Genomic DNA, 20,126 nt, shown 5'->3' with positions numbered 1-20,126 from the left:
ACGAGATCCTGGTCGGGCCAGGAGTCGTTGCCGGTCACCGGTGTGCGGCTTCCCTCCGGGTGTACGACGTCCAACCCCCGGTGAGCCGGGCGGGTGGCGGTGAGTATGAGCGGTATGGGACATCCGGAAGGCGGTGGAGAGGGTCAGGACCTGTTGCAACGTCGCGAGGACGTGCGGCAGGCCAACTTCCTGGAGCTGTTCGTCGACCTGGTGTTGGTGTTCGCCCTGGCCGGGGTGGTCAGCCGCGTCGCGCGGGACATCGTCAGCGAAGACGCTGTCGTCCGGTGGCGGTCGATGGCCTTCCTGCTGGTGCTGGCGCTGCCGCTGATCTGGTTGTGGATCACGACCGCGCACATCACCAGCTGGTTCGACCCCCGCCGCCGCAAGATCCAGTGGATTGTGCTGGCCAGTGCCTTCGGGCTGCTGGTCATGTCGACCTCGCTGCCGTACGCGTTCGTGGGCCGCGGGTGGGCGTTCGCGCTGCCGTACGTGATCCTGCAACTCGGCCGGCCGCTCATCCTGATGCCCACGCTGCGCGGGCACCCCCTTCGGCAGCTCTACCTCCGGTCAGTGCTGTGGTACGCGGCCACGGCGGTGATCTGGCTCGCCGGCGCGGCCGTCAGTGGCGGCGCCCGGGCCACCCTGTGGGGGGTCGCCGTGACCATTGACATCGTCGCCGGGCAGCTGCGCTGGCCGGTGCCGGGGATGGCCCGGCCAGCGCAGGTCAGTGCGTGGGCCATGGACAGCCGCCACCACCTGCCCGAGCGTTACCAGCAGTTCCTGATGATCGCCCTCGGGGAAACCGTCCTGGCCGTCGGCCTCACGCTGACCAACCAGCCGGTCACCGCGGCGGCCGCCGCGGGGCTCGTGGTGGCGTTCCTGTCGACCGTGCTGTTGTGGCGGATCTACTTTTACCGCTCCGGCCAGATCCTCGCCGAAGCCGTCGCCGCGGCGGGGGACCGGTACGCCGCCGGCCGCGCCACCGGCACTGCCCACGTCGTCATGGTGACGGGCATCGTCGCCGCCGCCGTCGGCTTCGAGATCGTTCTGCAACAGCCGGACGGCCGGCCCGAGGCGGTGTGGCTCGTCGCGATCCTCGGTGGCCCGGCACTGTTCCTCTACGGCCGCGTCCGTCTGGAACGCATCGTGTTCGACCGACTCTCCATCCGCCGCGTCGTCGCCATCGTCGCCCTGGCGGTCGCCGCCGTCCCCCTGTACTTCGCCCCAACGCTGGCCGCTGCGGTCGTGGCCGCGCTCGTGCTGCTCGCCGTCGCCCTCGCCGACGCCCGCCACGCCGCCGGCCGTCCCCCCGAGGCGCCCTCCCCGGCGCACTAGGTCGACCTAGATCATGCGGCGGCCTCGCTCTGGCTGGATGCCGGCGTCCCGCCGGCGGCGGTTGCCCGGCGTCTGGGCCACGGCATCGCCGTGCTGCTTCGGGTCTACGCCAACTGCATCGACGGGGAGACGATGCACATCCGGACGGCCGGCGAAGCCGTGCGGCGCCGGACGGGAAGCGCTCACTCCCGCGGTTCCGTTCGTGACCGGCTTGTCCGGATCCGCCGCTCCGGCCGCATTGCCCTCCACCGATCGGGCGCATGGTGTCCCGACACTGGTGCGATGGCGCAGACCGGGTATGGTGGTCGATGCCCGGGCACGTGTCCGGATGGGTGGTGCGGCCTCCCGGGCGACTGATGGGGGGTTGCCGTACGGTCGACCGGCCGCTGCCGGCCCGGCCACCGAGCGGAATGCGCCGAAGGTCGTATTCGGCACTGTGCGAAGTGGGTGGTGGCCCTCGCAGGCTCGTGATCTGGCCTGCTGCGACGAGGGTGGTGGTCCGAACGGCGGAACGTCACCGACGCTCGGGCCGGCGGCAGGCGCACGGCTTTTCTGGGTACCTGCCTTGTGGCACGATCGTGGAACCTCCACCATCCCCGTGACACTTCCCCGACAGGAGCAAACATGTCTGGTCGAAGGCTGGGCCGGCTGCTTGGCTCGTTTTTCGTACTCGCCGCTGTGGCTGGTGGCGTCTTCGTCGGTGACGCCTCGAACGTCGGCGACGCCCAGTTGTTGGATTTTGTCTGGAACATGCCCAAGCTCTGACGAACCACCACGTCGATGATGTGAGCCGGCGCGGCCGGTGAGGGGAGCGGCATGGCGGGTCGAGGCCGCACCGGTCCCCGATCGACGGAGTACGCCTGGCTGATCACCGGGCCGTTGGCGATGCTCGCGGTCGTCTGCGCCACGGTCGTCGGCCTGGTCGCCCCGGAACCGTTCGGCGAATGGCCACTGGCAGTGCTGCTGCTGGTGGCCATGGTGGCTGCCGGCATGCCGGTGCTGAACTTCACGGTCCGGCGGCAGTCCATCGGGATGACGCTCAACGAGATCCCGCTCGTCCTGGCGTTCTTCCTCGTCCGGCCGCTCACGGTCGTCGCCATCTACACACTCTCGGCGATCATCACCCACCTGCGGCACCCCTCCGCCGCCGCGAAGTTCTGGTTCAACGTGGCCCGGGCCGCCGCCGGCTCGTCGCTGGCCGTCCTGGTGCTCCAGGCGTTCCCACCGGTGCAGGGCGTGGGTCCGGCCACCTGGCTGACCCTGTTCGTCGCGGCGAGCATGGTGAACCTGGTGAGCCTCACCGCGATCGCCGGGGTGCACACGCTGCTCCAGGGTTGGCAGGCCGGGCGCGAGGTCTTCCGGAAGTCCCCGCCGGGACTGCTGGCCGCGGCGATCAACATCGCCTGCGGGATGATCGTCCTGATCCTCATCGCGGCCACCTGGTGGTCGTTGCTGCTGCTGGCGGTCCTGGTCGCCGCGCTGGCGCTCGTCTACCGGGCGTACGCCCAGTTCTTCCGGCAGCACCGCACGCTCGCCGACATGTACGAACTGAGCCGCGCGGTGAGCGAGAGCGGCCAGTACGGCACCCTGCCCGACGCCCTCCTCGGGCGGGTACGGGCCCTGATGCAGGCCGAGTACGCCACCCTCTGGTTGCCCGCCCAGGGCCGGCACCCGGAGGTGCTGCTCACCGCGCGCAACGACGACCCGGGCCTGCTCGACTTCGCCAAGACGCCGGCCGCGCTGCGCGAACGCGCCCGTGACGAGGGCCGTACGGTGGCCGTCGGGCGGGGTCTGATGACCGACGGCGACCTGCGCGCGGCGCTGTCGGCGGAGCGCGTCAAGGACGTGATCGTCATCCCGTTGCGGTCCGGCCAGGCGGTCATCGGGACGCTGGAGGTCGCCAACCGCCTCGGTGACAGCAATCATTTCGTCCGCACCGACGTGCCTCTGTTCGAGACGGTGGCGGCGCACGCTGCGGTGGCGTTGGAGAATTCCCGGCTGGTCGACCGGCTGCGGCACGACGCCTACCACGACGCGTTGACCAAGCTGCCCAACCGGCGGCGGATCACCGGCGCGCTGGACGAGGCGGTCAAGATCCGGGCGCCCGGCGAGGTGGTGGCGCTGCTGCTGTTCGACGTCGACCGGCTGCGGCAGGTCAACGAGTCCCTGGGGCACGCGGCCGGCGACAAGGTCCTCGCCGAGGTCGCCGACCGGCTGCGCGCCTGCGCCCCGTCGTCGGCCCTGGTCGGCCGAGCCGGCGGGGACGAGTTCCTGGTCACGCTGCGGCTGGAGAGCGCCGAGGCGGCGGTGGAGCTGGCCGCGCAGTTGCGCGAGCAGATCCGCGACGAGATGGTCTTCGACGCGCTCACCCTGGACGTGGACACGGCGGTCGGCGTCGCCGTGCACCCGGATCACGGCAGCGACGCCGCCTCCCTGCTGCAACGGGTGGACCTGGCGGCGACGGCGGCCAAGTCCGTGCCGGGCAGCGTGCAGCTGTTCAGCCCGGCGCTGGAGTCCCGGTCGCTGCGGCGGCTGGGCCTCGCCGGTGACCTGCGGCGGGCGCTGGACGACGGCGAGCTGAAGGTCTACTTCCAGCCGAAGGTGACGCTGCGGGACCGCCGGCTGGTCGGCGTGGAGTGCCTGGCCCGGTGGGAGCACCCGGCCCACGGGTCGGTCGCCCCGGAGGACTTCGTCGCGGTGGCCGAGCACACCGGCCAGCTCGGCCGGTTCACCGAGTTCGTGCTCCGCGAGGGGCTGCGGCGCAGCCGGGACTGGTCGCACGCCGGCCAGCCGCTCTCCGTCGCGGTCAACCTCTCCGCCCGTACGCTCACCGACCAGCACTTCCCGGCCCGCGTGCAGGAGTTGCTCGACGAGTACGGCGTACCGCCGCAACGGCTCACGCTGGAGATCAAGGAGGCCGGGGTGCTGGACGGCACCGATCGGCCCATCCCGACGCTGCGGCGGCTGCGGGACCTCGGCGTACGGCTGTCGGTGGACGACTTCGGCACGGGGGATTCGTCCCTGGCGCACCTGCGCCGGCTGCCCGTGCACGAGGTGAAGGTCGACCGCTCCTTCGTGCAGGGCATGGCGACGGATCCGGGCGACCTGGCGATCGTGAACGCCGTGGTCACCCTCTCCCAGCAGTTCGGCCTGGCCGTGGTCGCCGAGGGTGTGGAGAGCGAGCTGACCCTGGAGCTGCTCCAGGACATCGGCTGCGAGATCGGCCAGGGCTTCCTGTTCAGCCGGCCACTGCCGTACGAGCGGCTGGAGGCCTGGTTCGGCGCCCAGGTGGATCCGGAGACGATCTCCGCCGGGGAGCTGCCCCGGCTGCGCGTCGTGCCGTGAGCTGTGGAAATGCGGCTCTGGGGGATCCGATTTCATCTCCGCCGCACGGCCGTGTAATGTATCCCCTGCGCGTCACCCCCCGGGGAGATCGCGCAGGCCCCCTTAGCTCAGTCGGCAGAGCGTCTCCATGGTAAGGAGAAGGTCTACGGTTCGATTCCGTAAGGGGGCTCAGAGGGTCCGGCTGGACCCGCCACGGCGGTGTAGCTCAGATGGTAGAGCAAGCGGCTCATAATCGCTGTGTCGCCGGTTCAAGTCCGGCCACCGCTACTCTCGTCCACCGGGCTTGTTCCCGGTGGCCGGTGGGATGGGCGCCATAGGCGCCCACTTTGCATGTCCGCGTGGTCAGCGCGTAGGCTGATGCGTCGTAGTTGTTACCCGTAGCGAGGAAGGCACTCCGCCGTGGCGAAGGCGACCGATGTCCGGCCGAAGATCACTTTGGCGTGTGTGGAGTGCAAGGAGCGCAACTACATCACGCGCAAGAACCGTCGTAACGACCCGGATCGCATCGAGCTGAAGAAGTTCTGCCCGCGGGACGGCAAGCACACGGTCCACCGCGAGACCCGCTGACCCACGGCCGGCTCCGCCGGCCCGGTCCCCGCACTTCCCGATCGCCGGTCCGTCAGGACGGCGCGGCTCCGGCCGCCGCCGCCCCGTACGGATCGGCGATCTTGTTTTGCGTGTAGGTTCGCGGCATGTCCCTGGACCCGTCCTTCGTCGGCCGGACGTACCCGCCGACCGCCCCCTACCAGGTGGGCCGAGAAAAGATCCGTGAGTTCGCGACGGCGATCGGCGCCGCCGACCCGGCCCACCACGACCCGGAGGCCGCCCGCGCGCTCGGCCACCCGGACGTGGTCGCCCCGCCGACCTTCCCCGTGGTGGTCAGCATGGCCGCCAGCCAGCAGATCATCGACGACCCGGCCCTCGGCGTGGACTACAGCCGGGTCGTCCACGGCGACCAGCGCTTCGCCTACACCCGTCCGGTGGTGGCGGGAGACGAACTGGTCTGCGTCTGCGTCGTCGAGGACGTCAGCAGCCGCGGCGGGCACGACTTCCTGACCACCCGCACCGAGGTCGGCACGTCGGCCGGGGAGCCGGTGGTGACCGTCTGGTCGAAGCTCGTCGTACGCGGGGAGGGCTGAGATGGAGCTGCCAGCCAAGACGTTCCGGGTGACGCGCGCGGACCTGGTCCGCTACGCCGGCGCCTCGGGGGACTTCAACCCGATCCACTGGAGCGACCGGTTCGCCACCAAGGTGGGTCTGCCCGGCGTGATCGCCCACGGCATGTTCACCATGGCGCTGGTCGGCCGCGCGCTGACGGAGTGGGCCGGCAGGCCGGACGCGGTGGTCGACTACAACGTCCGCTTCACCCGGCCGGTGGTCGTCCCGGACGACGACGAGGGCACCGAGATCGAGGTCACGGCGGTCGTCCGGGAGGTCACCGAGGAGGGCCTGACCAGGCTCGACGTGACCGCGACCTGCCGGGGGGAGAAGGTGCTCTCGCAGGCCCGGGCGACCGTCCGGACGGCCCGCTGACCAGGCCCGCGACGCGCGATGGGCAGACCGGTTGGGAAAGTCGTGCGACTACCCGTACACTGGTCCGCCGTGGGGCAAGTGACCCCTGCGCGGTCCTGCGACCGGGCGGGGTGAGCGTTGCCGCACAGGGGTGTAGCTCAATTGGCAGAGCAGCGGTCTCCAAAACCGCAGGCTGCAGGTTCAAGTCCTGTCACCCCTGCGCCTCAGGCCTGACCGTTCCCGTGGGTCGCGCCGCCGTAGGGCGGCGTCCGGCCCGTGGTGGTGGTATCGGCGGGGTGGTTCCGAGGCATTCGGGTCCGTCCGGCCGGTCCACCGGCCGCGGCCCGTCGCGGGACGGTTGGTCCGGCCGGCGTGACCAAGCGCTGCGCACGCCCACCGCGTGCGACCCGACATCCCGCGACGGAGGGCGAAGTGGCCGACAAGAAGCGGCGCGGCGAGGACGCCGGCGACGACCGTCTGCACGACGAGGTCGTCGACGACGTGGCCGACGACGACGCCACCGACGCCGAGGAGCCGGTCTCCCGGGGCGGCACCGCGACGCGGTCGCGGGCGAAGGCCGAGTCGGCCGACAGCCGGCCCAAGACCAAGACGGACACCGATCGCGTGGGTCTGTTCGGCCGCATCGCCCGATTCATCCGCGAGGTCGTGGCCGAGCTGCGTAAGGTCATCTGGCCGACCCGCAAGGAGCTGCTGACCTACACGGCCGTGGTGGTCGCCTTCGTCACGGTGATGCTGACGATCGTGGCCGGCCTGGACTACGCCTTCGCGAAGGGCGTGCTGTGGGTCTTCGGCAACCCCAGCTGACCGGCCGACTGAGCCGATAGTGACGGAAGTGAGCGAGCGTGCCTGAGTACGACGAGACCGCCGAGACCACGGACGAGCAGTCCACGGTGGCGACGGCGGCTGGTGACGAGTCGGTCGAGGCCGCCAGCGAGCCGGAGTTCCCCACCACCGAGCCCGCCCCGGACGAGGACTACGACCCGGTCGCCGAGCTGCGGCAGAAGCTGCGCTACGCGCCGGGCGACTGGTACGTGGTGCACTCGTACGCCGGCTACGAGAACAAGGTCAAGACCAACCTCGAGACCCGGATCACGAGCCTCGACATGGAGGACTACATCTACCAGGTCGAGGTGCCGACCCGGGAAGAGGTCGAGGTCAAGAACGGGAAGCGGTCGCAGGTGCAGGCCAAGGTCTTCCCGGGCTACATCCTGGTCCGGATGGAGCTGACCGCGGAGTCCTACTCCTGCGTGCGCAACACGCCGGGCGTGACCGGCTTCGTGGGCGCGACGGACCGGGCCGACCGCCCGGCTCCGCTCTCCCTCGACGAGGTGCTGAAGTGGCTGGCGCCGGCCGTCGAGACCGAGCAGAAGAAGGCCAAGCCCGAGATCAAGGTCCTCGACTTCGAGGTCGGCGACTCGGTCACGGTCACCGACGGTGCCTTCGCCTCGCTGCCGGCGACGATCAGCGAGATCAACGCCGACCAGCAGAAGCTCAAGGTGCTCGTGTCGATCTTCGGCCGCGAGACGCCGGTGGAGCTCAACTTCAACCAGGTCGCCAAGATCTGAGGTCCCGGTCGCCGGCGGTGGGCAGCGGCCCGCCGCCGGCGTACTCGTCCCACCCGTCCGTGCGACCTCGGCGGGAGGGGCGGCGGGACGCTGCGCTACCCTAGAACGTCGCCGCTGTCGCATCGCGCTGACCGTGCGCGCCCGCGGCCGGCACCTTTCCCAGTTCCAAGCCCCAGGAAGAGACATGCCTCCGAAGAAGAAGCTCGTCAAGACTTTCACGCTTCAGCTGCCGGCGGGCCAGGCCACCCCGGCGCCGCCGGTCGGCCCCGCGCTCGGCCAGCACGGCGTGAACATCATGGAGTTCTGCAAGTCCTACAACGCGCAGACCGAGGCCCAGCGGGGCGACATCGTCCCCGCCGAGATCAGCGTCTACGAGGACCGCAGCTTCACGTTCGTGCTGAAGACCCCGCCCGCCGCCCGGCTGCTGATCAAGGCCGCCGGCGTGCAGAAGGGCTCGGGCGTCCCGCACAAGGAGAAGGTCGGCTCGGTCACCCGCGCCCAGGTGCGCGAGATCGCCGAGAAGAAGATGGCCGACCTCAACGCCAACGACATCGACCAGGCCGAGAAGATCATCGCCGGCACCGCCCGGTCGATGGGCCTCAACGTCACCGACTGACCTCGGTCACCGCCAGATCCAGTTCGTGGGAGGGTGCGCGGACGCCGCGGCCCGCCATAGACCACAGGAGTTACCAGACCATGCAGCGCAGCAAGAGCTACCGCAAGGCCGCCGAGGTCATCGACCGGTCCAAGCTCTACACCCCCGCCGAGGCCGTGAAGCTGGCCAAGGAGACCACCAACGTCAAGTTCGACGCCACGGTCGAGGTCGCGATGCGCCTCGGCGTCGACCCCCGCAAGGCGGACCAGATGGTCCGCGGCACGGTCAACCTGCCGCACGGCACCGGTAAGACCGCCCGCGTGATCGTCTTCGCCGCCGGCGCGAAGGCCGAGGAGGCCGCCGCCGCCGGTGCGGACGAGGTGGGCACCGACGAGCTGGTCGCCCGGATCCAGGGTGGTTGGCTCGACTTCGACGCGGCGATCGCCACGCCGGACCAGATGGCCAAGATCGGCCGGATCGCGCGGATCCTGGGCCCGCGCGGTCTCATGCCGAACCCGAAGACCGGCACGGTGACCATGGACGTCACCAAGGCCGTCTCGGACATCAAGGGCGGCAAGATCACCTTCCGGGTGGACAAGCACTCCAACCTGCACCTGATCATCGGCAAGGCCTCGTTCTCCGAGACCCAGCTGATCGACAACTACGCGGCGGTCCTCGACGAGGTCCTGCGGGCCAAGCCGTCCGCCGCGAAGGGCAAGTACCTCAAGAAGGTCACCCTCACCACCACCATGGGCCCGGGCGTCCCGGTCGACCCGAACCTGGTGAAGAACCTGCAGGAGGGCTCGGCCGAGGGCTGAGCACCCGCACCCGTGACGGGGCGTCGCCACATCGTGGCGGCGCCCCGTTCCCTTTCCGCTGTGGCATGCTCGGTCGGGTGCGACTGGAGAACGTCTGGCTGCGGTACCGGCGGCGCGGGCCGTGGGTGCTGCGGGAGACGGATGTGCGGGTCGGTTCCGGTGAGGTCGTGGTCGTGCTCGGCCGCAACGGCGTGGGCAAGTCGACCCTGCTCCAGGTGGCGGCCGGGGTGCTGCGGCCGAGCCGGGGGCGCGTGATCGACCGGCCCCGACACGTCGGTTGGGTCCCGGAGCGTTTCCCGGCCGACCAGCCCTTCACCGTCGAGCGTTACCTGACCGCCATGGGTCGGGTCGCCGGCCTCGATTCGGCGGCGACGGGCCGGGCGGTCGACCACTGGACCGACCGGCTGGGCCTGGCCCGGTTCCGTCGGGTCCGGCTGCCGGAGCTGTCCAAGGGCACCGCCCAGAAGGTCGGCCTGGCCCAGGCGATGCTGCGTACCCCCGGCCTGCTGGTGCTCGACGAGCCGTGGGAGGGCCTCGACGCCGCCACCCGGGACCTGGTGCCCACGGTGATCGCCGAGGTGTTGGCAACGGGCGGGTCGGTGCTGGTCAGCGACCACCGCGGCGAGATCGCCCGGCTGCCCGGCGCCCGCCGCTGGACGGTGGCCGACGGCACGGTCACCGAGGGTGCGCCACCGGCCGACGCGGCGATGGTGGTGGTCGAGGTCGCGGTGCCGGCCGCGCGGGTCGCCGGCACCGTCGCCCGGTTGCGCGCCGAGGGCCATCACGTCCTGCGCGTACGCCCCGAGGCGCCGACCCCGTCCGGCATGCCGGACGGGGTCGCGACCGCCGAGGGGACGGCGGAGGTCGGCCTGGCGGAGCCGACCGGTCCGGCCACCGGGGGAGCGCGGTGACCGCCCTGCTCCGGCTGCGGCTGGCCGGCTTCCTGCGGACGGGGCGGGCGCTGGCGCCGCTGCTCGCGGGCCTGGTGGCGCTCGGCGTCCTCTACGGCGGCGGCCGGGCCCAGCCGGGAGAGGCGTACGGCGTCTCGGCGGTGGCGCTCTTCCCGGTGCTGGCCTGGCAGACCAAGGTGCTGCTGGACGTGGAGCCCGACGTGCAGCGCCGGTTGGCCCAGGCGCTGGTCGGGGTGCGCCGGGAGCGGCTGGCCGGCCTGCTCGCCGCCGGCGTGGCCGGGCTCGGCACGGTGGTCGTCGCGCTGGTCTTCCCCTGGCTGGTCGGCGGAGTCGCCGGCCCGGTGGGGCCGGACGACCGCTCGGTGCCCCTCGGCATCGCCGTCGGCCTGTGGGCGCACCTGCTGGCCGTACCCGCCGCGGTGGCGCTCGGGGCGCTGGCCAGCCGCGCCTGCGCGGGCAGCGCCGGCTACGGCGTCGCGGTGCTGGCGCTCGGCGGGGTCGGCGCGGTCGCCCTCGGCCTGAGCGGCTCGGTGGCGCCGTGGCTGGCGCCGCCGGTGATGGCGACCGCGCGGGCCGCCGCCGGCGACCTGGCCGCGCCGACCGTGGCGCTGCTGACCGGCTGGGCCGCGGCGTGGAGCGCGAGCGCCGGGGCGGCCTACCTGTGGCGGCGTCGCACCCGGCCCTGACCGGCGGCCCGCTCCCGGGGGTCCCACCGGAGGGGTGACGTGGTGCACCCGGGGGCGATTTGGTGGTCAGGGCAATCTTCGCGTAACCTTGGCGCGAAGTTCCACCCAGAGACCGCTGGTCACCGTGCCCCGGCACGGTCGAAGGTCCCGCGACGACGGGCGACCCGCGCAGGGCGGTAAGCGAAAATCGGTGCTGAGCACGGTCCGCCGACTGTGCCCGTGTCCCGGCCCTCGCCCCGTGCGCCCTGCGCCGGGGCTTTCTCGTTCTCGTGATGCCTCCGCTCCCGTCGAAAGCTCCGGCCGACGACGGTGACCAGCCTCGAGCAACGAGAGAGGAGGGACATGGCGGACAAGCCGATCCGGGCCGACAAGGCCACGGCCGTCGCTGAGCTGACCGAGAGCTTCCGCAACGCGGGCGCCACGGTGCTGACCGAGTACCGCGGTCTGACGGTATCCCAGCTCACCCAGCTGCGGCGCTCGCTCGGTAAGGAGACCAGCTACACGGTCGCGAAGAACACGCTCGCGAAGCGTGCCGCGTCCGACGCTGGCATCTCCGGTCTCGACGAGATGTTCACCGGTCCTACCGCGCTGACTTTCGTTTCGGGCGACGTCGTCGAGGCGGCGAAGGGCCTTCGCGACTTCGCGAAGGCCAACCCGAAGCTCGTCATCAAGGGCGGTGTCTTCGAGGGCAAGGCCATTTCCGCGGCCGAGGTCACGAAGCTTGCCGACCTGGAGTCCCGTGAGGTGCTGCTGGCCAAGCTGGCCGGCGCGATGAAGGGCAACCTGAGCAAGGCCGCGGCCCTGTTCCAGGCCCCGCTCTCCAAGGCCGCCCGTGCGGCGGCCGCCCTGGCGGACAAGCGCGAGAAGGAGGGCGCCGAGGCGGCCTGAGGCCCCGCGGCGCACCCAGTTCTTACCTAACAGATTCAGGAAAGGACGCCAGACATGGCGAAGCTCAGCACCGACGAGCTGCTCGACGCGTTCAAGGAGATGACGCTGATCGAGCTCTCCGAGTTCGTGAAGCAGTTCGAGGAGACCTTCGAGGTCACCGCCGCGGCTCCGGTCGCCGTCGCTGGCCCGGCCGGCCCGGCTGGCCCGGCTGCCCCGGTCGAGGAGGAGAAGGACGAGTTCGACGTCATCCTCGAGGCTGACGGCGGCAAGAAGATCCAGGTCATCAAGGTCGTGCGCGAGCTGACCGGCCTGGGCCTCAAGGAGGCCAAGGACCTGGTCGAGGCCGCTCCGAAGGCCGTCCTGGAGAAGGCCAACAAGGAGACCGCCGAGAAGGCCAAGGCCAAGCTCGAGGGTGAGGGCGCCAAGGTCACCCTCAAGTGACCTGAGGTCGACCAGGCGCGCGTCCGGCTCACGTGAGCCGGGGCACACCGCGTCACGGCGGGCGGTGATCCGACAGTGGATCGCCGCCCGCCGTCTTGGTGACCCGGTCGCAGCGCGGTGAGCAGGGCGTCCACGCCTGGCGTCGGCGCGTACCCGGTGCGTGGCGGTAGCCCGTGGGTGGGAAAGACGGGGCGACCCGGATGCCGGCCCTTGACGCGGCCCCGGGCTGACAGGCACGCTGACACCAGCAAGACCTTCCGCGCTTGCAACGGCCACCACTTGGGTAATGACAGCGGCAGCACCATCGGCCGCAACACCCGAGCGGCCCGGCAGGAACGTCGCGTTCCGAGCGGCCCGGTGAGACCCGGTTCCAGGGGGTCCCGAGGCACGTTCCGCGACGACCTGCGGGGTGGGCTGGACAGCGGTTAGCCTCTCGGCTACACTGCTAGTTTGCGCTGCCTTCCGACTTGACCCCTGCTCGGAAATGTCCGTTTACGGATAATTCTGGCGGGGTCATTGGAGTGCACGCGTACCAGCCGTTCTGCAGCACCGGTCCTCGGAAGGACGCATCTTGGCAGCTTCCCGCCCTGCGAAGACCAGTCGTACGTCGAGCGCATTCGCTCCCCGCCGAGTCTCATTCGGCAGGATCACCGAACACCTCGAGGTCCCCAACCTCCTCGCCATCCAGAACGAGTCCTTCGACTGGCTCGTCGGCAACGAGGCTTGGCAGGGCCGGTCGGCGGACGACCCGCACGCACGCTCGGGTCTCGCGGAGATCCTCGACGAGATCAGTCCCATTGAGGACTTCTCCGGCACCATGTCGCTCTCCTTCTCGGCTCCGCGCTTCGACGAGGTCAAGGCCTCGATCGAGGAGTGCAAGGAGAAGGACCTGACCTACTGCGCCCCGCTGTTCGTGACCGCGGAGTTCACCAACAACACCACCGGCGAGATCAAGAGCCAGACGGTGTTCATGGGTGACTTCCCGATGATGACGCCGAAGGGCACCTTCATCATCAACGGCACCGAGCGCGTCGTGGTCAGCCAGCTCGTCCGGTCCCCGGGCGTCTACTTCGACAAGCAGCCGGACAAGACCTCCGACCGCGACCTCTCCAGCGTCAAGGTCATCCCCAGCCGGGGTGCCTGGCTGGAGTTCGACATCGACAAGCGCGAGACGGTCGGCGTTCGCATCGACCGCAAGCGCCGGCAGGCCGTCACGGTCCTGCTCAAGGCCATCGGTTGGTCGGCCGAGCGGATCCGCGAGCGGTTCGGCTGGTCCGAGCTGATGATGACCACGCTCGAGAAGGACCACATCGCCGGCCAGGACGAGGCGCTCCTAGACATCTACCGGAAGCTCCGCCCTGGCGAGCCGCCGACCCGCGAGAACGCCCAGACCCTGCTCGACAACCTCTTCTTCAACCCGAAGCGGTACGACGTCGCCAAGGTCGGTCGTTACAAGTTCAACAAGAAGCTCGAGCTGGCCGTGCCGATCACCACCGGCACGCTGACCGAGGACGACATCGTCGCCACCGTGGAGTACCTCTGCCGGCTGCACGCCGGTGAGGAGGGCTACGAGGCCGACGACATCGACCACTTCGGCAACCGGCGCCTGCGTACGGTGGGCGAGCTGATCCAGAACCAGGTCCGGGTCGGGCTGTCCCGGATGGAGCGGGTCGTCCGCGAGCGGATGACCACCCAGGACGTCGAGGCGATCACGCCGCAGACCCTGATCAACATCCGCCCGGTGGTGGCGGCGATCAAGGAGTTCTTCGGCACCTCGCAGCTGTCCCAGTTCATGGACCAGACGAACCCGCTGGCGGGCCTGACCCACCGGCGCCGGCTGAGCGCGCTCGGCCCGGGTGGTCTGTCCCGGGAGCGGGCCGGCTTCGAGGTCCGCGACGTGCACCCGTCCCACTACGGCCGGATGTGCCCGATCGAGACGCCGGAAGGCCCGAACATCGGCCTGATCGGCGCGCTGTCCACCTTCGCCCGGGTCAACCCGTTCGGCTTCATCGAGACGCCGTACCGGAAGGTCGTCGACGGTCGGGTCACCGACCAGATCGACTACCTGACCGCGGACGAGGAGGACCGGTTCGTCAAGGCGCAGGCCAACGCGCCGCTGACGGCCGACGGGTCGTTCGCCGAGGACCGCGTCCTGGTCCGCCGTAAGGGCGGCGAGACCGAGGACGTCCCGCCGGCGGCCGTGGACTACATGGACGTGTCGCCGCGGCAGATGACCTCGGTCGCGACCGCGATGATCCCGTTCCTCGAGCACGACGACGCCAACCGGGCGCTGATGGGCGCGAACATGCAGCGCCAGGCGGTGCCGCTGGTCAAGGCCGAGTCGCCGCTGGTGGGCACCGGCATGGAATACCGTGCCGCGGTCGACGCCGGTGACGTGGTGGTCGCCGAGGTCGGTGGCGTCATCGAGGACCTCTGCGCCGACTACATCACCATCCACCAGGACGACGGCCACCGCCGCACGTACCTGCTGCACAAGTTCCGCCGCTCCAACGCCGGCTCCTGCGTCAACCAGAAGCCGGTGGTCTTCGAGGGCGACCGCGTCGAGGCCGGCCAGGTCATCGCCGACGGTCCGTGCACCGACGAGGGCGAGATGGCGCTCGGGCGCAACCTGCTCGTGGCGTTCATGTGCTGGGAGGGCCACAACTACGAGGACGCGATCATCCTGTCGCAGCGCCTCGTGCAGCAGGACGTGCTCACCTCGATCCACATCGAGGAGCACGAGGTCGACGCCCGGGACACCAAGCTGGGCCCGGAGGAGATCACCCGCGACATCCCGAACGTCAGCGAGGAGATGCTCGCCGACCTCGACGAGCGCGGCATCATCCGGATCGGCGCCGAGGTCGTCCCCGGCGACATCCTGGTCGGCAAGGTCACGCCCAAGGGCGAGACCGAGCTGACCCCGGAGGAGCGGCTGCTCCGCGCGATCTTCGGTGAGAAGGCGCGCGAGGTCCGCGACACCTCGCTGAAGGTGCCGCACGGTGAGACCGGCACGGTCATCGGCGTGCGTACCTTCTCCCGCGAGGACGGCGACGAGCTGCCCCCGGGCGTCAACGAGCTGGTCCGGGTCTATGTCGCCCAGAAGCGGAAGATCCAGGACGGTGACAAGCTCGCCGGCCGGCACGGCAACAAGGGCGTCATCTCCAAGATCCTGCCGATCGAGGACATGCCGTTCCTGGAGGACGGGACGCCGGTCGACATCGTGCTCAACCCGCTGGGTGTGCCGAGCCGGATGAACATCGGCCAGGTGCTGGAGACGCACCTCGGCTGGGTGGCGAAGACGGGGTGGAGCGTCGACGGCGACGACGCCGAGTGGAAGCGCCAGCTGCGCTCCATCGAGGCGCACGAGTCCGAGCCGGACACCAACGTGGCCACCCCGGTCTTCGACGGTGCCCGCGAGGAGGAGATCTCCGGTCTGCTCGCGTCGACCCTGCCCAACCGGGACGGCAAGCAGCTGATCGGATCCACCGGCAAGGCGCAGTTGTTCGACGGCCGCTCCGGCGAGCCGCTGCCGGACCCGATCGCGGTCGGCTACATCTACATCCTGAAGCTCAACCACCTGGTCGACGACAAGATCCACGCCCGGTCGACCGGCCCGTACTCGATGATCACGCAGCAGCCGCTGGGTGGTAAGGCGCAGTTCGGTGGCCAGCGCTTCGGTGAGATGGAGTGCTGGGCGATGCAGGCGTACGGCGCCGCGTACGCCCTGCAGGAACTGCTGACGATCAAGTCCGACGACGTCCTCGGCCGGGTCAAGGTCTACGAGGCGATCGTCAAGGGCGAGAACATCCCCGAGCCGGGCATCCCCGAGTCGTTCAAGGTGCTGCTCAAGGAGCTGCAGTCGCTGTGCCTCAACGTCGAGGTGCTCTCCAGCGACGGTGTGGCCCTCGAGATGCGCGAGACCGACGACGAGGTGTTCCGGGCCGCGGAGGAGCTGGGCATCGACCTGTCCCGGCGCGAGCCGAGCTCGGTCGAAGAGGTCTGAGGTGAGCGGTCGGGGGCCGGCTCGCCGGCTCCCGACCCCACCCACTAGCTAGCAGTACAGACGACGACATAGGGGACATAGTGCTCGACGTCAACTTCTTCGACGAGCTGCGCATTGGCCTCGCCACCGCCGACGACATCCGTCAGTGGTCGCACGGTGAGGTCAAGAAGCCTGAAACGATCAACTACCGCACCCTGAAGCCGGAAAAGGACGGGCTCTTCTGCGAGAAGATCTTCGGTCCGCAGCGGGACTGGGAGTGCTACTGCGGTAAGTACAAGCGGGTCCGCTTCAAGGGCATCATCTGCGAGCGCTGCGGCGTCGAGGTGACCCGGTCGAAGGTCCGCCGTGAGCGCATGGGCCACATCGAGCTCGCCGCTCCGGTGACCCACATCTGGTACTTCAAGGGCGTGCCGAGCCGGCTGGGCTACCTGCTGGACCTCGCCCCCAAGGACCTCGAGAAGATCATCTACTTCGCCTCGTACGTCGTGACGAGCGTGGACGCCGAGGCGCGTCACCGCGACCTCTCGACGATCGAGAACGAGATCCTGGCCGAGAAGCGGCAGGCCGAGAACAGCCGCGACTCGGAGATCGAGAAGCGGGCCGCCAAGCTCGAGGCCGACCTGGCCGAGCTGGAGGCCGAGGGTGCCAAGGCGGATGTCCGGCGCAAGGTCAAGGAGGGCGGAGAGCGCGAGATGCGCCAGATCCGCGACCGGGCCCAGCGCGAGATCGACCGCCTGGACGAGGTGCTCGACACCTTCCGCAAGCTGGAGCCGAAGCAGCTGGTCACCGACGAACTGCTCTACCGCGAGCTGCGGGACCGGTTCGGCGAGTACTTCACCGGCGGCATGGGCGCCGAGGCCATCAAGGCGCTGGTCCAGAACATGGACCTCGACGCCGAGGCCGAGAGCCTGCGCGAGACCATCCGCTCCGGCAAGGGCCAGCGGAAGATCCGGGCGCTCAAGCGGCTCAAGGTCGTCGCGGCGTTCCTGAACACCCGCAACTCGCCGCTCGGCATGGTGCTGGACTGCGTCCCGGTCATCCCGCCGGACCTGCGCCCGATGGTGCAGCTCGACGGTGGCCGCTTCGCGACCTCCGACCTGAACGACCTGTACCGCCGTGTGATCAACCGGAACAACCGCCTCAAGCGGCTGATCGACCTCGGCGCGCCCGAGATCATCGTCAACAACGAGAAGCGGATGCTCCAGGAGGCCGTCGACGCGCTGTTCGACAACGGCCGTCGCGGACGGCCGGTCACCGGCCCGGGCAACCGCCCGCTCAAGTCGCTGTCCGACATGCTCAAGGGCAAGCAGGGCCGGTTCCGCCAGAACCTGCTGGGCAAGCGCGTCGACTACTCCGGCCGTTCGGTCATCGTGGTCGGCCCGAAGCTCAAGCTGCACCAGTGCGGCCTGCCCAAGCAGATGGCGCTGGAGCTGTTCAAGCCGTTCGTGATGAAGCGGCTGGTGGACCTCAACCACGCGCAGAACATCAAGTCCGCCAAGCGGATGGTCGAGCGGCAGCGGCCGGTCGTGTGGGACGTGCTGGAAGAGGTCATCGGCGAGCACCCGGTCCTGCTGAACCGGGCGCCGACCCTGCACCGGCTGGGTATCCAGGCCTTCGAGCCGCAGCTGGTCGAGGGCAAGGCCATCCAGATCCACCCGCTGGTCTGCACCGCGTTCAACGCCGACTTCGACGGTGACCAGATGGCGGTGCACGTGCCGCTGTCCGCCGAGGCCCAGGCCGAGGCGCGGATCCTGATGCTGTCGTCGAACAACATCCTCAAGCCGGCCGACGGCAAGCCGGTCACCATGCCCACCCAGGACATGGTCATCGGTCTCTACCACCTCACCCACCTCACCACCGGTGAGCGGGGCGAGGGCCGGGCGTTCAGCTCGGACGCCGAGGCCCGGATGGCCTTCGACAACGGCGAGCTGCACCTGCAGGCACCGGTGAAGATCCGGCTGCGTGGCGTGGTCGGGGTCGACAACGGCGCCGGCGCCGAGCCGTGGACCGCCCCGGAGGGCTGGGCCGAGGGCGACCCGCTGACCGTGGAGACCACCCTCGGCCGGGTGCTGTTCAACGAGACGCTGCCGCAGGGCTACCGCTTCGTGAACTACGAGATCCGCAAGGGTCAGCTCTCCGCGATCGTCAACGACCTCGCCGAGCGCTTCCCCAAGGTGGCGCTGGCCGCCACCCTGGACGGGCTCAAGGAGGCCGGTTTCCACTGGGCCACCTGGTCCGGCGTGACGATCGGCATGGAGGACGTCATCGCTCCGCCGCGCAAGCGGGAGATCCTGGAGCGGTACGAGAAGGAAGCCGACCGGATCGACAAGCAGTACCAGCGTGGTCTGATGACCGCCGAGGAGCGCCGCGGCGAGCTCATCGAGATCTGGACCAAGGCGACCAACGAGGTCGCCAAGGAGATGGACACCGCGCTGCCGCAGGAGAACCCGCTGTGGAAGATGATCAACTCGGGTGCCCGCGGTAACCTCCTCCAGCTCCGGCAGATCGCGGCGATCCGTGGTCTGGTGGCCAACCCGAAGGGTGAGATCATCCCGCGGCCCATCAAGGCCAGCTACCGGGAGGGTCTCTCCGTGCTGGAGTACTTCATCTCCACGCACGGTGCCCGGAAGGGTCTCGCGGACACCGCCCTGCGTACCGCCGACTCGGGTTACCTGACCCGTCGTCTGGTGGACGTCTCGCAGGACGTGATCATCCGCGAGGAGGACTGCGGCACCGACCGCGCCATCCCGATGCAGATCGGCGAGCGGATCGACGGCAAGCTGGTCGTGCACGAGCACGCCGAGACCAGCGTGCACGCCCGGACGCTGGCCGACGACATCAAGGGGCCGGACGGCACCGTCGTCGCCGAGCGGGGTCAGGACATCAACTCCATCGGGGTCGACAAGATCGTCGCCGCCGGGGTGGAGACGGTCCGGGTGCGCAGCGTGCTCACCTGCGAGTCGAAGCTGGGCGTCTGCGGTGCGTGCTACGGCCGTTCGCTGCCGACCGGCAAGACCGTGGACGTCGGCGAGGCGGTCGGCATCATCGCCGCCCAGTCGATCGGTGAGCCGGGTACGCAGCTGACGATGCGTACCTTCCACACCGGTGGTGTCGCGGGTGAGGACATCACCCAGGGTCTGCCCCGTGTCCAGGAGATCTTCGAGGCCCGGGTCCCGAAGGGCAAGGCGCCCATCGCCGACACCCCGGGCCGGATCCGGATCGAGGACGGCGAGCGGTCGCGGAAGATCATCGTGGTGCCGGACGACGGCAGCGACGAGATCGTCTACGACAAGATCTCCAAGCGGGTCCGGCTGCGGACCCACGACGGCGACCACGTCGAGGTCGGCGAGAAGCTCACCGAGGGCACCATCGACCCGCACGAGCTGCTGCGCATCCTCGGCCCGCGCGCGGTCCAGGTCCACCTGACCCAGGAGGTCCAGGAGGTCTACCGCTCGCAGGGTGTGCTCATCCACGACAAGCACATCGAGATCATCATCCGCCAGATGCTCAAGCGGGTGACGGTCATCGACTCCGGCTCGACCGAGTTCCTGCCGGGTGTGCTGGTCGACCGGGCGCTGTTCGAGTCGGAGAACCGCCGACTCGTCTCCGAGGGCGGCGAGCCCGCCGCCGGTCGCCCGGTGCTGATGGGTATCACCAAGGCCTCGCTGGCCACCGACTCCTGGCTCTCGGCGGCCTCCTTCCAGGAGACCACCCGGGTGCTGACCGACGCGGCGATCAACTCGCGCAGCGACTCGCTCGTCGGCCTCAAGGAGAACGTGATCATCGGTAAGCTCATCCCGGCCGGTACGGGCATCAGCAAGTACCGCAACGTCCGGGTCGAGCCGACCGAGGAGGCGAAGGCCAAGGTCTACTCGATGACCGGCTACCCGGAGACCGACTACGGCTTCGGGCCGGCCAGCGGCCAGGCGGTTCCGCTGGACGACTTCGACTTCGGGTCGTACCGCTAAACAGCACGGACGACGAGGCCCCCGGCAGCCGCCGGGGG

Annotated in this window: 16 protein-coding genes and 3 tRNA genes; all 19 read left to right on the top strand. The window is 70.0% G+C overall.

Annotated features, from left to right (window positions below; genetic code table 11):
* The first annotated feature begins 114 nt into the window (after positions 1-114).
* A complete protein-coding gene (locus AB0G14_RS01430; RefSeq protein ID WP_357692573.1) occupies positions 115-1,335 on the top strand; it encodes a low temperature requirement protein A in 1,221 nt (406 codons plus the stop codon).
* A gap of 624 nt (positions 1,336-1,959) precedes the next feature.
* Entirely contained in the window at positions 1,960-2,100 is a 141-nt protein-coding gene (locus AB0G14_RS01425) for a hypothetical protein (RefSeq protein ID WP_350711563.1), read from the top strand.
* A gap of 51 nt (positions 2,101-2,151) precedes the next feature.
* On the top strand, positions 2,152-4,680 hold the full coding sequence (locus tag AB0G14_RS01420; RefSeq protein ID WP_357692571.1) for a bifunctional diguanylate cyclase/phosphodiesterase: 2,529 nt from the start codon (positions 2,152-2,154) through the stop codon (positions 4,678-4,680).
* Positions 4,681-4,776: 96 nt separating this feature from the next.
* A tRNA-Thr gene (locus AB0G14_RS01415) sits at positions 4,777-4,849 on the top strand.
* Between the two features lie 25 nt (positions 4,850-4,874).
* Positions 4,875-4,947 (top strand) — tRNA-Met (locus tag AB0G14_RS01410).
* 132 nt (positions 4,948-5,079) lie between these two features.
* On the top strand, positions 5,080-5,247 hold the full coding sequence (gene rpmG / locus AB0G14_RS01405; RefSeq protein WP_013288652.1) for a 50S ribosomal protein L33: 168 nt from the start codon (positions 5,080-5,082) through the stop codon (positions 5,245-5,247).
* Positions 5,248-5,372: 125 nt separating this feature from the next.
* The gene (locus AB0G14_RS01400) at positions 5,373-5,819 is read left to right on the top strand and encodes a MaoC family dehydratase N-terminal domain-containing protein (RefSeq protein ID WP_357692569.1); all 447 of its coding nucleotides are present in this window, start codon (positions 5,373-5,375) and stop codon (positions 5,817-5,819) included.
* 1 nt (position 5,820) lies between these two features.
* Positions 5,821-6,213: a MaoC family dehydratase gene (locus AB0G14_RS01395; RefSeq protein WP_350681617.1), complete on the top strand. Its 393-nt coding sequence runs from the start codon at positions 5,821-5,823 to the stop codon at positions 6,211-6,213.
* A gap of 126 nt (positions 6,214-6,339) precedes the next feature.
* Positions 6,340-6,412, top strand: a tRNA-Trp gene (locus AB0G14_RS01390).
* Positions 6,413-6,624: 212 nt separating this feature from the next.
* Positions 6,625-7,017, top strand: a complete 393-nt coding sequence (gene secE, locus AB0G14_RS01385; protein WP_357692566.1) for a preprotein translocase subunit SecE — start codon at positions 6,625-6,627, stop codon at positions 7,015-7,017.
* Between the two features lie 38 nt (positions 7,018-7,055).
* Positions 7,056-7,778 carry a transcription termination/antitermination protein NusG gene (nusG, locus tag AB0G14_RS01380; RefSeq protein ID WP_357460220.1) on the top strand — a complete coding sequence of 241 codons (723 nt, stop codon included), beginning with the start codon at positions 7,056-7,058 and terminating at the stop codon, positions 7,776-7,778.
* Positions 7,779-7,962: 184 nt separating this feature from the next.
* A complete protein-coding gene (gene rplK, locus AB0G14_RS01375) occupies positions 7,963-8,394 on the top strand; it encodes a 50S ribosomal protein L11 (RefSeq protein ID WP_357692563.1) in 432 nt (143 codons plus the stop codon).
* An 80-nt stretch (positions 8,395-8,474) separates the two neighbouring features.
* Positions 8,475-9,191, top strand: coding sequence for a 50S ribosomal protein L1 (rplA, locus tag AB0G14_RS01370; RefSeq protein WP_357692560.1), 717 nt, complete (start codon positions 8,475-8,477; stop codon positions 9,189-9,191).
* A 77-nt stretch (positions 9,192-9,268) separates the two neighbouring features.
* Positions 9,269-10,102, top strand: coding sequence for an ATP-binding cassette domain-containing protein (locus AB0G14_RS01365; RefSeq protein ID WP_357692558.1), 834 nt, complete (start codon positions 9,269-9,271; stop codon positions 10,100-10,102).
* Complete coding sequence (locus tag AB0G14_RS01360) at positions 10,099-10,788, top strand: hypothetical protein (RefSeq protein ID WP_357692555.1); 690 nt, start codon at positions 10,099-10,101, stop codon at positions 10,786-10,788. Before AB0G14_RS01365 ends, AB0G14_RS01360 begins: the two co-directional genes overlap by 4 nt.
* Positions 10,789-11,130: 342 nt before the next feature.
* The gene (gene rplJ / locus AB0G14_RS01355; RefSeq protein ID WP_091102532.1) at positions 11,131-11,676 is read left to right on the top strand and encodes a 50S ribosomal protein L10; all 546 of its coding nucleotides are present in this window, start codon (positions 11,131-11,133) and stop codon (positions 11,674-11,676) included.
* Positions 11,677-11,730: 54 nt separating this feature from the next.
* Positions 11,731-12,117, top strand: a complete 387-nt coding sequence (gene rplL, locus AB0G14_RS01350) for a 50S ribosomal protein L7/L12 (RefSeq protein ID WP_357692552.1) — start codon at positions 11,731-11,733, stop codon at positions 12,115-12,117.
* Positions 12,118-12,688: 571 nt separating this feature from the next.
* Positions 12,689-16,120: a DNA-directed RNA polymerase subunit beta gene (locus tag AB0G14_RS01345; RefSeq protein WP_357692549.1), complete on the top strand. Its 3,432-nt coding sequence runs from the start codon at positions 12,689-12,691 to the stop codon at positions 16,118-16,120.
* An 80-nt stretch (positions 16,121-16,200) separates the two neighbouring features.
* On the top strand, positions 16,201-20,088 hold the full coding sequence (locus tag AB0G14_RS01340; RefSeq protein ID WP_357692546.1) for a DNA-directed RNA polymerase subunit beta': 3,888 nt from the start codon (positions 16,201-16,203) through the stop codon (positions 20,086-20,088).
* Positions 20,089-20,126 lie beyond the last annotated feature (38 nt).

Source organism: Micromonospora sp. NPDC023814, from assembly GCF_040639595.1.
Classification (GTDB): Bacteria; Actinomycetota; Actinomycetes; order Mycobacteriales; family Micromonosporaceae; genus Micromonospora.
Note: the sequence above shows the minus strand (reverse complement) of the source record. Positions and strands in the feature narration are given on the sequence as shown.